The sequence below is a fragment of the Thorsellia anophelis DSM 18579 genome (assembly GCF_900111395.1).
GTDB lineage: Bacteria > Pseudomonadota > Gammaproteobacteria > Enterobacterales > Thorselliaceae > Thorsellia > Thorsellia anophelis.
In genome coordinates this window covers 1-14040 of sequence record NZ_FOHV01000005.1, presented here as the reverse complement: position 1 = coordinate 14040, position 14040 = coordinate 1, and the positions used below count along the sequence as shown (strand labels likewise).

Below are 14040 nucleotides of genomic sequence, written 5' to 3'. Positions count from 1 at the left end.
CGTTTTATATTTATTAGATTAATATTAGATGAAAATACTTAGTATTATTAGTACCAGAATGTCGTCGTAGGTTGTAACCCTTGAACCCGAAGTTCAAGGTTGAACATCGCTACTTCATCTTTAGGCTTCTCATAAATGAGCATGCTCACCAATAAAGTGAAACAATATTCTGTGTGTTTTTAAATATCGGCTCAGGGGACTCACCCACAAACGATCATTCCAGTACCTATAGTTTAACATCCACTAAATTGATTACAACATATAAAACGCAAAATAGTGTAAAAAAATAGAGAAATCGCTGGTTTTAGGATTTTAAACATAGAAAAGTTATAGGCAATCAATCATCTAAAGTGCAGTGTATTCAAATTGTCCATGCTTTTCGGTAAATATTAATTTATCGTGGATGTTATTCACCTTCTTCATAAGTTGCATCTGTAGATAATGAATCTTCTGTTGGTTGTGAGAGTAAATCCTGACTAGGTAAGGGATTTGAAGATAAAGGGCTTGGGGGTGTTGTGATTTGTTCTACGCTATCTATACTTGTATGCTGCAACAAAGCTTGTTCTATTGTATTTTGTAATACTCTAATACGAGCTTCCATTGTATGAGCAAAATCAGCTGTTTTTGTTCTTTCTTGTGCTAATTCATGACAAACGTTTAGAGCGGCAATAAACACTAACTGTTCTACATTTGAAACCCCAGTGCGATTTTTGAGCTCCGTTAAACGAGTGTCAAGATCTAAAGCCGCTAACTCTAAAGCTTCTTTTTGCTCAGTAGGACAATTAACACGAAAAGAACGACCAAAAACAGATATATCAACACGTTGAGTTGTCATAAGGGTTACCTAAAATTACCTATAAAATTGCCAAGATAATAGACAATTTTCATTCAAAAAACAACCCTTATTCAATAGGTGTACTGCAACCGGTGACTAAATTGAATGATATTAGCTAAATTAGGTAAATCTTAGAACCAATATTTTAGCAAAATGCGCTTAAATCCTCGCCAAATCGGGCGGGGATACAAGGGCGCTAACTTTGGGATTCTTGCGATTGTACATGCGATTTCAGCGTTTATGTTGTTGTACCTCCAGCACTACAAGTGAAATAGGGTTGTGAACAAAGTACTCTGGTTTTATTCGCCTTGTGTAAATGTGTATTTAAAGTACGCACACGACGACTGCTAGTTGATTTCAAATTATTCGCCATGATACTAACTGAGTATTTCGGAAGATAAGCAACCAACATATAAGCGTGGTCGGCTTCTGCGTTCATTTCTAAGATCTCAATTTCCAGTTTTTCACCAGCCGATAAAAATGCTTACCGGATTTGAACGAGCATGGCGACATCAAAAATCTTTAGGCGGTATTTGGTCGTAAAAATCAGATGAGCCTCCAATTTACTGATGCTGTGACCATGATTTAATAAAGTTTCTAATACTTTATCGTGTAGACTCACTTGAAGCCCTCCGTTAATATAGCTATAATAATGTAGTTATATACGCTGAAAATGAAAAAAAGCCACTAAAGTACGCATTTATCCTGATGACAAACAAGCGGTATTTTAAAATGCTCTGTTTGGCGAGTGGCGATCGTCTTTAATACAGCGATTCATCTCATGCATCACAAATATCAACGGTACGGCGTCTTACTTAAACCACTGCGAGACATACATCTTTTGCTGGTTGAGGCAAAAAAATTCCTTTGTATCACTTGTTGAAAGAGTGCGCTTCTCAAGCGTTACAGCAAGGTATTATCGATCTTGATCGCGTCTTAATAATTTTGTTTAAGAGCGTCCCAAATAAATACCCTCGTTTAAAAAGCAAACAGGGCAAGCAATCCAGTTATCACCTGAACGATAAAGTTTTTGCAGATGCGTTCTAGCTTGGCAATAGCCGTTCTAATTTTCATCATAAACTTTCAAGTTTAATTATTGACGATAACCAAGCAAAATAATGGAAACACTTAAATCAGAGAATATGATGAAAAACCAACGGCTAGCGCGTATAATAGGGGAAGCGAGTTAGCATTGTTTTATTCAAAAATTGAGCTATAAAACCGAAGAAGGCGGTAAGTATGTTGCCACAGTTGAACGGTGGTGTGCCAATTATAAAACGTGCCATTATTGCGGTCTTAAGATGGCTGAGGTGCCCTTGCATGCACATTACAGGGTTTGCCTTGTTTGCGATACAGAACATGATCGCGATATCAATGTGGCGATCAACATCCAGCTCAAAGGGACAAATGATTTACACGCGGCGGGGCTAGTCGTGTCTGCCCGTGGAGGCTTGCGTAAATCCACGCTATCATTAGTTGTAGCCGATGAAGTGGAAAACATCTCCTTTTAGGGCTGTGAGCAGTCACTAAATCGAGTATAATTAATCATATGTGCACCTTATCAGTCACTCTATTTCTAAAAGCTTTTTAAATTACCAATTTGTTATGTCTATTTTTGATGTGTATTTAAATTTTTAGGTCATGTTTTATTTGATTAACTTAATGTTGTATAAAAGGAATTTTTATGTCATCTACTTCTTCTATTTTTAATTATGAATTGATTGATTCTCTGCTTAGAACACATCAAATTGCCCTAACTCCATCTGAAATTCATGGTTTGATGACAGGGCTTTTAGTAGGAGAATCAAACTCAGTAACAAGGATGACATTGATGTATGAGTTAACAAATGACGGCCTTGCTTTTGAAAATGAACTTCAGGTGACATTAGAAAAATTGTTCAGTCACAGCTTATCTGAATTATCAGCAGGAGAATTTGCTTTTGAGCTATTAATTGAATCAGAAAATGAAATTTTTGATAAAATAGATGGGTTAAGTGAATGGGTTAATCATTTTTTATTAGGATTAGGAGTGACGCAGCCAAATATTAATAAATTAGAAGGAGAAGGGGCGGAGGTGTTTGCTGACTTAAGAGAAATAGCTCAATTAGGCTACGATGGTTCAGAGGACGCTAATACGCTTGAGCATGCTTATGAAGATATTTACGGCTATATTAAGATGTCCGTTATTCTATTTTTTGACTTGTTTAAACATACTCCAAATTTATCCCAGAGCCCATTAGGTTCAAAAGGTCATACGATCCATTAAGTAAATTACAAATGCAAGAATTGTATTGAAACTTTAAAATGAATAGAGATATTAATTCCAGGTAGTTATTTTTAAAATAGAAAACAGTTTATACAATCACTTAATTTTTTGTTAACTAGCTAGGTAATGACTTTGGTAACAATGTGTTCATATAGAATGATTGCAAATAACAAATTTTATGTTTCTCTTTGTTAAAATAGACTAAGTTCAGTATTAATTATAGTGTCCGAAAAGAGGTTTCCATGAATAAAATAGTGATAACCCCATCTGAATTTCAAGCACGACGCCAAAAATTGGCAGAAAGAATGGTTAATGGCAGTGCAATAGTCATTTTTTCGGCAAAAGAGGTTGTACGAAATTCTGATAGTCATTATCTGTTTAGGCAAGATAGTGATTTTTGGTATTTGACTGGTTTCGATGAACCAGATTCTGTATTTATTATGATTAAAAGCAATGAGCAGCTTTCCCATACTATTATATTCAATCGTGAGCGTGATCTTGAAGCTGAAATTTGGAATGGTAAAAGGCTTGGTCAAGAAGAGGCAATTAGTGCATTGCGCGTTGATAGATCATTCAAAATTGAGGAATTGAAAAAGCAGCTTCCACTTTTATTAAATGGACTTGATACGATTTATCACGCTCAAGGCCACTATGACTATGGTGATAAGGTTATAACTGAAGCTTTATCACAATTAAGAAATGGTTCACGTCATAATTGGGTTTCACCTACTACAATGATTGATTGGCGGCCAATTGTACATGAAATGAGATTATTTAAATCTGCTAATGAAATTGATGTTATGCGTGAAGCATGTGAAATTACAGCAAAAGCACATTTACACGCAATGCGAGTATGCCAGCCTAATATGACTGAGGGTCAATTAGAAGGCGAAATTCATTATCATTTTTCAAAGCAGGGTGCGAGAAACCCTTCTTACAATACGATTGTAGGAGGGGGAGAAAATGCTTGTATTTTGCATTACACTCAAAATAATCAAATTTTAAAAAGTGGGCAGTTAGTATTAGTTGATGCGGGAGCTGAATACCAAAATTATGCAGGCGACATCACTCGAACATTTCCTATCAATGGTAAGTTTTCAAAACCGCAAAGAGATATTTACGAGTTAGTACTTAAAATGCAGCTCACTGCCCTTCAATACCTCAAACCAGGCCATACAATTTACGAAGCTAACTTAAAAGCGATTGATGTCTTAATAGATGGATTACTGGAACTTGGAATTTTAGTGGGTGATAAACACGTACTACTTGAGCAATCGGCGCATCGAAAATTTTATATGCATGGCTTATCTCATTGGTTAGGTCTTGATGTCCATGATGTGGGTGATTACGGTGGTTCAAAGAGAGATAGAGTACTTGAACCAGGTATGGTTTTGACTGTTGAACCAGGCATCTATATTGCACCCGATGCAAAAAAGATCCCAGCACAATATTTAGGCATCGGAATAAGAATTGAAGATAATATCGTTATTACTGAAACAGGTCATGAAATCTTAACGCAAATAGCAATTAAGGATCCTGATGAGATTGAACTTTGGATGAGCCAAGCACCTCAAAATAAGGCTGGAGTATAATATGCGAGTGGTGATTGTTGGGGGGGCAATGAGTGGTGCTACCATGGCTTTAGCATTAAGTAAGCTAACAAATGGTATGCTTGAAATTGATGTGATTGAAGCCAATCTTTTAGATGAGCAAATGCATCCTGGTTTTGATGCAAGAGCTATTGCGATTGCTGATGGGACATGTAAAAAATTAAAAAAATTAAATCTATGGCCTCATTTTTCAGAAAATTCCACATTTATTAAGAAAGTGATTGTTTCAGATAGAGGGCATTTAGGTCGCGTTGAAATGAACAGTGAGGAGCATCATGTCAATGCTCTTGGTCATGTTGTTTCTCTATATGATGTTGGACGTTCATTGTGGCAATCAATTAAAGAGAATGAGCATATAAAAATATGGGCTCCATATACCATAAAATCTATCACTCGCACACAAACAAAGGCTAAGATTGAGCTTATTGAAAAGCGTCAAATAGACGCTATTAAAGAGCCAAATTTAGAGCCATATTCAGATATTGTGATAGAGGCTGATTTAATTATTGCCGCTGATGGTACAAATTCCAAGGTTGCTGAACTATTACGTTTTGATAAATATGTAAGAGAGTATAACCAACATGGATTAATCGCTAATATAGAAACGAGCATTGAGCATGCAGGTCAGGCGTTTGAACTTTTTACCGATGAAGGCCCGCTTGCTTTGCTTCCTATGACGGATAATAGGAGCACTTTAGTATGGTGTGCTAAGCCAGAAACAATTGCCTCTAAAATGCATTTAACCGATGAAGCATTTTTAAATGATCTCCAAGCACATTTTGGTTGGCGGCTTGGTAAATTAATAAAAACAGGTAAACGATATAGTTACCCGTTAAATCTGACAGCGTGTTCCCTCCCAATTAGTCATCGGACCGTATTGATCGGAAATGCAGCACAAACCTTGCATCCTATTGCTGGGCAAGGGTTTAATTTAGGAATGAGGGATATTAATACATTAGCTTATCTTGTGGCTGACGCTGTGAAATCAGGAAGAGATATCGGTGAATATAGTCTTTTAAATAATTATTTAAAACAAAGACAACAAGATAGAGAGAGAGTAATAGCACTCACGACAAGGTTAGTAGAGACATTTTCTACTAACTCATTTGGTTTTGTGGTAGGGCGTAATATAGGATTATCTCTGCTATCTCAGAACCCAGTTTTGAAAGGTCAAATTGCACGGCAGGCATTAGGGTGGGTCAATTAGCTTTATTTAGGGGAAAATGGATTGCAGAAAAATAAGAAGGAGCTTTTACGAGACTTTCAAACGATTCTTTGAGTTGAAAGTCGATAATTATTCTGAGTTTTATAATACTAGGAGGATTTGACGTAAATGAACAAAATAACTAAACACTGGGTAATTAAGCATTTAAATCGTGTTTTGTTATCTATTGTGATTCCTATGATCAGTTGTATTACAATGGTGTCTGCTGAATTTTCTGATATTGCTAGTTTTAAATCCGTTAAACCTTTTTTTAGCCCTGATAATCAAATTAATGCAAACTTGTTGCTATTGATAGATAGGCAAAGTGAAACTCAATATTTTGGTACAAATGAAATTGCTCTTGATTCATTACTTACCCAGAATGTTTTGCAATCTGACAATATGTCTACTTCTGAAAATCATACAGAAGGTGATAAATCCACCAAAAACAACAATACAAATAAAGAAACCACCAGTAAAGTTAATACAAAAATTGATGGCTTGCCTGCAGGGGCATTTTTTCTAACTGATCAATATTTAGCTGAGCAAACAAAGGAAAATAAAAAAATCCAATCTGAATTAGAACAGTTTGGCGTTGTGGAATCACAAAAATCACTGCTAGCATTGAGTAATTTAAAAAAGTTTAATCAGACAGTTGTCCAAGATACTTTAATCGATAATGTGCAAAAGCAGTTATTAATTGGTCTTCGTGGTTCATTGTTTAGTTACCATTTTCGTGAGCCTAATGAGGATGATCAAACCCTAACAACAGATGAAATTATTACTAAACGGATTCGTGAATTACCTGATAGTGATAGAATAGGTGAATATAAACGCTATTTATTAGCGTTAGATGCGTTTAAAAATAACAATTTAACTGAAGCACAATCATTATATCAATCATTAGTAAATGCAAAGCATAGCTGGATTGCACAAAGTGCCAACTATATGCTAATTGAAATTTCAATTTTAAACTATAATAGCATGCCAGTTTTAGATGATGCTATTGACAAAAGTACAAGCAATACTCAACAAGCTGCTGAGCAAATTGAGAATCAAACTAATGTCGAAAATAATCGATTAGCTAAACTTCATGAAATCGAAAATTTAGTAAATGCTTATCAAAAATTATATCCTGCAGGGGACTATCTGAATCAGGCAAAGATGGCTTTATTTAAACTGTATCAGGAACAAACAGACGAAGAGATTAAAAGCAAGTCACTTGATAGGCAAGCAAGTTATTTTGATGTGCTATTACAAAACCAAATAGAGTATGATGCAGCGCTGAGTCTACAGGGAGTTATAGTCGAAGATGTATTGTCTCATTTTCCTTTTATTACTAAAAACTCTAAAGGCAAGTTAAGTGCCAATCAGTCTTATGAACTTCAGCCTAACCATCCTATGTTAGATTTTATTAATACACTATCTTTATTATCAAGTATTAAAGACTCAGGCTTATCGCAAAAAGCCCTTCTTGCTAGATCTTTAAAAGTCGCTCAAGCTTTAGAAGAAATAGGTTTAAATTCTCTAAGCCATTATTTGAAAATAGAAGCTGATTGGCGGATCAATCAAGATAGTGAAAAAACACTTGCTGCAATTAATGAACTTAATTTAGATATGCAACAAGCTAATAAAAATGAAATTTTTGCACTCTATATGATTCAGTCACAAGCCTATTTGAAAGCAAAACGTGAGGAAGAAGCGGTTGCTTTGTGGACAGAACTTCAAAAGAGCCCATTGACACCAGCTCAAAAAACTTTTTTAGAGCTAAAATTAAATTAAGCTATCTTACTTTTTGAATTTGAATGATATTTTAAATTAAAAAGGTCAGTTAGCACGCTTAGTGAGGAATATATGCAAAACTATGATGTTGTTATTGTCGGTGGAGGAATGGTGGGGTTAACGCTAGCATTGTCACTTTCACAAAACCAATTTAAAGTGGCAGTGATTGAAAAACATTCTGCACCAACAGCATCAGAACTACCTACTCTAAGGGTATCAGCCTTCAACTTGGCAAGTGAAACATTATTTAAACAACTAGGTGTTTGGCAGACGATATTAGGCGGAACAACCTGTCCATATCACTCTATGTCAGTTTGGGAGAAAGATACTTATGGTCATATAGAGTTTAATGCAAGAGAAAATGGCGTTGATCATATCGGCGTGATTGCAGAAAATCATCGTGTTCAGTATGCACTTTGGCAAGCAGCTAAATCAAATCCATCTATTAAATTATTTGAGCAAAGTGAGATTAACCAGGTTGCATTTGGTGAAAATGAGGTGTTTATTTCTTTAAATACGGGGATGTTAACAGGAAAGCTATTGGTTGCTGCTGATGGTGCTCACTCTATTTTAAGGCAGTATGCGGATGTACCGATAACATTTTGGGACTATAAGCATCATGCGCTAATGGCAAGGATTAGAACTCATGATGAGCATAATGAGACTGCTAGACAAGTTTTTTCGCCCAATAGTGTCTTGGCATTCTTACCTCAAATGGATCCTTATACCAGTACAATTGTCTGGTCAGGTCTCCCGGATGATATATCAAAATTGCAGTCGTGTGATGAAGCCTATTTTAATGAGTTATTAAGTACGAGTTTTGATATGAAGCTCGGTTTGTGTGAAGTACTCAGTGAACGAAAAACATTTCCTTTAACAGCAAGATATGCCCATCATTTTGCGAAAGAAAGGTTAGTGCTTATCGGTGATGCAGCTCATACTATCCATCCACTAGCAGGCCAAGGTGTTAATTTAGGTTTGATGGATGTTGCTTTATTAAGCGAAGAATTAACTAGGCTCAATAAATCTGGTAAAGATTTTGGTCGGCATTATTACTTAGGTAATTACGAGCGCCAGCGTAAGCAACAAGCTGTGAAAATGTTGGCATTAATGCAAGGGTTTCAAGATTTATTTGCTGGTAATAACTTAGTTAAAAAAAGCATGCGTACGCTAGGCGTCGGATTGGTTAATAAACTTCCCTTTGTCAAAAATCATATGATGACACATGCATTAGGACTATATGATATGCCAGAAAAATTAAAAGCTTATCAGTTCAATAATTAGTTTTAATAAATAACCATATAAGCACAATTGAACTTTAATCTAAGCATAAACATAAATACTACATATTAGGATCCATGAATGAGCCATAATCATAAAATGATGAGCAGCATGACAGGGTTTGCTCGTAAAATAATAGTTGAATCATGGGGCAGCTTAGTGTGTGAAATACGATCGGTTAACCAAAGGTATTTAGAAACGCAGTTTAGATTAGACGATGAAATTAGAGAGCTAGAACCTTATTTTCGTGAGTGTTTAAGGCAATCAATTTCTCGTGGTAAAGTTGAATGTCATATAAAGATGGATTTGAGTCCTTCTTCCAAAAATGATTTTGATATTAATAAACCACTTGCTAAAAAGATTATAGAAGCGGCTAAATGGGTCCAGAATATAGCAGATGAGGGTAGTGTAAACCCAATAGACATTCTAAATTGGCCAGGTGTCGTGATTTCTCATTCTCAAAATTTAGAAGAGGTACATAAGGTAGCAAAAATACTTTTTAGTAAAACATTAAAATCATTTATTGAGATGCGGCAAAGAGAAGGGGAGCAAATTAGGCATATTTTAGTTCAAAAATTAGACAGTATTGCTCAGGAAGTGGAATCAATCAGGGCTTTTTCACCTATTGCTCTTCAATGGCAACGTGATAGGTTACTGCAAAAACTGAATGAAATTAAGTTGCAAGCTGAACACTCTCGATTAGAATTAGAGCTGTTACTATTAGCTAATAAGTCTGACGTATCGGAAGAATTAGATAGATTAGATATCCATATAACTGAAACTCGTTCGATATTACTTAAGCCAGAGCCAATTGGTCGACGATTGGATTTTATGATGCAAGAGTTTAATCGTGAGGCAAATACATTAGGTTCAAAATCAATTAAACCTGAAATTACGCAATCTGCTATTGAGATTAAAATTTTGATTGAGCAGATGCGTGAGCAGATTCAAAACATCGAATAGTTTTTTACCCGTCCAAGAATGTCTTAAAAGCCCTGTTATTTCATTGTAAATAAAGGTTTTTTATTTCCCTCGTCCAAATCGGTTTGCAGATGTCCGTTATAAGTTGCTGTTTAAGTGGTGGGCAAGCCCTGTTTTTTTTGACTCAATAAGCGAAAAACCAAAATATATGGTGAGCAGATTTTTGCATCTATCTCACCACCGCCTTATGCCATCTCCACTTATTATGCAGCTCACAGATTGTTCAATCACTCAACTATCGAACTATTCGATAAACAAAAAAGTGGTGGGTAGTGGTGGGCAAATTTTAACGATTTCATAGGAATATAGAGTAACAAACGATGGCAAAACTAACCGCAACTCAAGTGCAGTCTTATGCACGCACCGCAACAGTAAACAAGAAATACAGTGATGGTAATGGTCTTTATTTTTGCGTAAGAGTATCTGGCATGCCGTATTGGATGCTAAGGTATACGAGCCTAAACGGACGACGAGAAGCCACGCTCGGCCAATACCCAAGCATGACCCTAGCAGAAGCTCGACTTGAATCGTCTAAGATGCAGCTACAACTTTCTTGACAGGTTCCGAAGACGAGCGAGTAATCGTCCACATATGGGCCCAGATACACTTAACCGAGCCATTACTAAGTTGTTCGGCCACGAAGCAGGACGCAAAAAACACCCCCCAATAAAATGGGCAAACTAGAACACTTCACTGTGCATGATTTACGCCGCACTTTTCGCAGCCTTGCCGCCTCTTTGCGGATTCCTGGCAACGTGGCCGAACGTTGTCTGAACCATAAACTAAAAGGCGTTGAGGGAATTTACGACCGTCATGACTACTTTGACGAGCGTCGTATTGCACATCAAACTGTTGCCGATACTATCGAACCACTAGTGAACTTTGAGCCTGTTTCAGAAATGTTATCAACAAACCGAGAGAGGAGCCGCTAACACTGAATTTATTATACAGCTCGCTCAATTACACTTTGTATAGTCATACCGACATACTTTGGTTGGTGAATTAGCATTGCTTCTCGGCAGCTTTATAACGCAGTCTATGAGTGCTTGAAGATATTAGTGGTGTTCATACGTCGAATTACCATAAATGTGATTGGCGGCATTGTAGGCAAACTGGGGCTAAATATGTCTGCATTCTCGACTTATAACCTAGCTTATAAAAAATGATTGAAGAGAGACTAACATATCTGCCCATTTACTCACTCACAATGGGAAGGTGGGGCAATAGGGGCACAACTTAATATAGCTAGTTTTAGTAGATGAATAAAAGGAACCTGAACTGCCCCAAATAGTCGGCAAACAAGGGCAATCACTGAAAATCACGTAACATAGTCTTTATCAAATACGATCAATGCCTTTGCATCTTTGATACGAAGTAATTCTCAATTTCGTTGCCCTTAAAATAAAAATAACTTGTTGGGACATCTTAATTATTTACAGTAGGTGAATAAAATTAACCCGTATTCGGTGTACTACTGGCATGGTCTGCTGTGGGTTGTTTACTTGATTCCGTCTGTGTTGGACTATTTCCGTTTTTAAGAACGTTTTGGAATTTTTTAGAAAATATAAACCCTTAAATAGTCTCTTTATTTGTCTGAACAGGACGTGTTAATAGCGAGAGGATTTGGTCGTTTTTGCCCAAAAATTCCGACTTTTGAGTCTGTTTTGTGTCGTAACAGTCTACATAAGTCTGACGTATTAGCAAAAATCTGGATTTTAGGGATATTTTTTTGATTGTTATTTAAACTATTTTGTTGAGATGTGTTAGAATTTTGGTGTTTTTTTACTTTCAGAATGTGAAAAGACCCTGTGCAATCAGGAATAATCCCAACAAATAGATACTCATGATGAACCAACTGTAGCATCTAAAGCCACAGGAGTTTCCCTGCTTTAATTAAACCAGCAGGCAATAGACTACAAAACCAGCAAATTGAAGTAAGCAAGGCATGATCAGCACATCAAATTGCTGTTCAATTTAGGTGGTTTAGATAAGATCAAGAAATGGTTTCATCATAGCTTCAAATATCGAAAATAACTTATATTGGAAGCAACCAACAAAGCATCATATTGAAAAATGAAAGGTATAAAAGACACTGTTATTTATTTGCCGTTATTGTAATATCCTGCTTTGTAACAAACATTACCAAATTAGCAAAAATACACAACATATCGTTGAATTAGGAGTTACGGGTGAAGTTATTTACGTCAAAACAAGGTTCGCTGGCACCGATTGATGAACAGCCTTTTGCCTTAGAAAAACATATCCAACAACTTACCGAAGCCAATATGGATAAAGTATTTGGGCTGGAATTTATTAAAAGCGAATTTGCCCTGAATAACTTTAGGCTCGATAGCGTCTGTTTTGATCCTATCAATAAATGTTTTGTGATCATCGAATATAAAAATGGCAAGCAATTCTCAGTGATCGATCAAGGCTTTTCTTACCTCTCTTTGTTGATTAATAACAAAGCCGAATTTGTATTGCTCTATAACGAATACCTTGACGAAAAATCAAAACACCATGCACTAAGAAAAGAAGATGTCGATTGGAGTCAATCTCGCGTGATTTTTGTCTCGCCGAGTTATACCGTCTTCCAAAAAGAGTCGATTAATTTTAAAGATTTGCCATTTGAATTATGGGAGATCAAACAGTACACAAACGGCACAGTGCTGTTTTCCCCAATCAAAGCCACTAAACAAACTGAAAGTATTAATTTTCTCTCACAATCCAATCCTGAAATTTTTGATGTCGTAAAAGAGGTGAAAGTCTATAACGAAAGCGATCATCTTCATGATCTACCCACAACGTTAATCGAACGCTATGAACGTTTGCGTGATGAGATTTTGAATTTAGGCGATATCACGTTAGTGCCAAGAAAGAAGTATTTAGCGTTTACTGGCAGTAAACGAAATATCGTCGATTTAGTGCTAACCAAATCCAAAATTAAGGTGTATATCAATCTTAAATATTCAGAAATTGACGATCCTAAAAAGCGCGTACGCGATATTACCCATATCGGTAGCTGGGGAAATGGGGATTGTGAATTTATCTTTGAAAAAGAAGAAGAATTGGATTATTTATTAATGCTGATTAAGCAATCTTTGAGGGTGAATGGGTGAGGGATTATAGATAACTATTCGTAAGATATTTATTTTACTTCGAAATATAGTTCTCACAACATATCTATTTTGTGGAATATTTAATGAATGCTTAATGATAGGATTATTATGAATCAAGATAATTTATATGAACTTGTTAATAGCTTTTATCATCTTTCAGGTAAGATTGAATCACTCTCAATAAATTCATTTTCAGATGTTTTAGGCTCTGAAGAAGCTAAAAATGTAAGTAATGTTATATATTTTTTAATAGCCGAGAAACCGATTACTAGACTCAAAGGTGAAAGTAGAATACTCTATATCGGACAAACATCTAGCTCAATTAGTAAAAGGTATTCCAATAGCACCATAAATAAAATGATCAAAACTAAAGCGAATAAACTTAAGTATGGTCATGTTTTACAAAATTATGGAGGAATAGAGATTGCTTATTGTTATCACAATCAATTTGGTGACTCGTTGAATGAAGCGGAAGGACAGTTTTTATGGTGGTACTTCCAAAATCATTTAGAATACCCACCTTTCAATTATACTCAAACCAAAAATCGTAACGATATTGTAATTTAAATAAAATTATAAACAGTCAATTAAATTACTAGGGGCTTTTATTTATAAAATAATCTATTAGTAGTAGTTTTATAAAAGTAACTAGTTGTACTGGTATAGTTTTCTTGTAGGCAATTATAGCCTACAATGACAATCAAACTGGAGACATTACATGACAGATAAAAACAGAAAAGTGCGCCAATCTTTTACCCCAAAACAAAAGAATGAATTCGCTAAACTCATCGTTGAAGATAATCATTCAATTAAACACGTTATGGAAATTTCTGGTGCATCTCACTCAGCTGTTACGCGCTGGAAAAGTCAGTATTTAAATGAGACAGCCGGTAATTTAGCTGAGGGTAAAGTTCCCCTGAATGAAGACAAAAGAGAAATTTATGAGCTCAAACGCCAGTTAG

General features: G+C 35.8%; 11 protein-coding genes, 1 other RNA gene and 3 pseudogenes. 12 read left to right on the top strand and 3 right to left on the bottom strand.

Annotated features, from left to right (window positions below):
• Positions 1 to 46 precede the first annotated feature (46 nt).
• The 3 genes and pseudogenes from ssrS to tnpA all read right to left on the bottom strand — a co-directional run bounded on the left by ssrS (position 47) and on the right by tnpA (position 1457).
• Positions 47 to 229, bottom strand: a non-coding RNA gene (gene ssrS, locus BMW37_RS04025) — 6S RNA.
• A 306-nt stretch (positions 230 to 535) separates the two neighbouring features.
• Positions 536 to 835 (bottom strand): annotated as a pseudogene (gene zapA, locus BMW37_RS04020) (cell division protein ZapA); the annotation flags it as partial.
• A gap of 238 nt (positions 836 to 1073) precedes the next feature.
• Positions 1074 to 1457 (bottom strand): annotated as a pseudogene (gene tnpA / locus BMW37_RS04015) (IS200/IS605 family transposase).
• Positions 1458 to 2043: 586 nt separating this feature from the next.
• Between tnpA and BMW37_RS15470 the strand changes: the two are divergent.
• The 12 genes and pseudogenes from BMW37_RS15470 to BMW37_RS03960 form a co-directional block, all read left to right on the top strand.
• A complete protein-coding gene (locus tag BMW37_RS15470) occupies positions 2044 to 2346 on the top strand; it encodes a zinc ribbon domain-containing protein (protein WP_245711022.1) in 303 nt (100 codons plus the stop codon).
• 173 nt (positions 2347 to 2519) lie between these two features.
• Complete coding sequence (locus BMW37_RS04005) at positions 2520 to 3101, top strand: UPF0149 family protein (protein ID WP_093318007.1); 582 nt, start codon at positions 2520 to 2522, stop codon at positions 3099 to 3101.
• Positions 3102 to 3343: 242 nt separating this feature from the next.
• Positions 3344 to 4693: a Xaa-Pro aminopeptidase gene (gene pepP / locus BMW37_RS04000; protein ID WP_093318006.1), complete on the top strand. Its 1350-nt coding sequence runs from the start codon at positions 3344 to 3346 to the stop codon at positions 4691 to 4693.
• Between the two features lies 1 nt (position 4694).
• Positions 4695 to 5918: a 2-octaprenyl-6-methoxyphenyl hydroxylase gene (ubiH, locus tag BMW37_RS03995; protein WP_093318005.1), complete on the top strand. Its 1224-nt coding sequence runs from the start codon at positions 4695 to 4697 to the stop codon at positions 5916 to 5918.
• A 126-nt stretch (positions 5919 to 6044) separates the two neighbouring features.
• Positions 6045 to 7697: a hypothetical protein gene (locus BMW37_RS03990; protein WP_093318004.1), complete on the top strand. Its 1653-nt coding sequence runs from the start codon at positions 6045 to 6047 to the stop codon at positions 7695 to 7697.
• Positions 7698 to 7769: 72 nt separating this feature from the next.
• The gene (locus BMW37_RS03985; protein ID WP_093318003.1) at positions 7770 to 8981 is read left to right on the top strand and encodes an FAD-dependent oxidoreductase; all 1212 of its coding nucleotides are present in this window, start codon (positions 7770 to 7772) and stop codon (positions 8979 to 8981) included.
• A 96-nt stretch (positions 8982 to 9077) separates the two neighbouring features.
• Positions 9078 to 9941: a YicC/YloC family endoribonuclease gene (locus tag BMW37_RS03980; protein ID WP_093318217.1), complete on the top strand. Its 864-nt coding sequence runs from the start codon at positions 9078 to 9080 to the stop codon at positions 9939 to 9941.
• Positions 9942 to 10279: 338 nt separating this feature from the next.
• Positions 10280 to 10516 (top strand): Arm DNA-binding domain-containing protein, encoded by a 237-nt coding sequence (locus BMW37_RS15465; RefSeq protein ID WP_245711021.1) that lies wholly within the window; start codon positions 10280 to 10282, stop codon positions 10514 to 10516.
• A 93-nt stretch (positions 10517 to 10609) separates the two neighbouring features.
• Positions 10610 to 10801, top strand: a pseudogene (locus tag BMW37_RS15460) (integrase); the annotation flags it as partial.
• 1347 nt (positions 10802 to 12148) lie between these two features.
• On the top strand, positions 12149 to 13078 hold the full coding sequence (locus tag BMW37_RS03970; protein WP_093318002.1) for a DUF5655 domain-containing protein: 930 nt from the start codon (positions 12149 to 12151) through the stop codon (positions 13076 to 13078).
• A gap of 108 nt (positions 13079 to 13186) precedes the next feature.
• Positions 13187 to 13645: a hypothetical protein gene (locus BMW37_RS03965; protein WP_093318001.1), complete on the top strand. Its 459-nt coding sequence runs from the start codon at positions 13187 to 13189 to the stop codon at positions 13643 to 13645.
• Between the two features lie 151 nt (positions 13646 to 13796).
• On the top strand, positions 13797 to 14040 hold a 244-nt coding region (locus tag BMW37_RS03960; RefSeq protein ID WP_143047592.1), incomplete at its 3' end, for a transposase.

What these genes read in the sequence shown, in the direction of transcription:
- BMW37_RS03980 (WP_093318217.1), top strand. Translation starts at nt 9,078, where the DNA reads ATGATGAGCAGCATGACAGGGTTTGCTCGTAAAATAATAGTTGAATCA.
- BMW37_RS15465 (WP_245711021.1), top strand. Translation starts at nt 10,280, where the DNA reads ATGGCAAAACTAACCGCAACTCAAGTGCAGTCTTATGCACGCACCGCA.
- BMW37_RS03990 (WP_093318004.1), top strand. Translation starts at nt 6,045, where the DNA reads ATGAACAAAATAACTAAACACTGGGTAATTAAGCATTTAAATCGTGTT.
- BMW37_RS03965 (WP_093318001.1), top strand. Translation starts at nt 13,187, where the DNA reads ATGAATCAAGATAATTTATATGAACTTGTTAATAGCTTTTATCATCTT.
- BMW37_RS03985 (WP_093318003.1), top strand. Translation starts at nt 7,770, where the DNA reads ATGCAAAACTATGATGTTGTTATTGTCGGTGGAGGAATGGTGGGGTTA.
- ubiH (WP_093318005.1), top strand. Translation starts at nt 4,695, where the DNA reads ATGCGAGTGGTGATTGTTGGGGGGGCAATGAGTGGTGCTACCATGGCT.
- BMW37_RS04005 (WP_093318007.1), top strand. Translation starts at nt 2,520, where the DNA reads ATGTCATCTACTTCTTCTATTTTTAATTATGAATTGATTGATTCTCTG.
- pepP (WP_093318006.1), top strand. Translation starts at nt 3,344, where the DNA reads ATGAATAAAATAGTGATAACCCCATCTGAATTTCAAGCACGACGCCAA.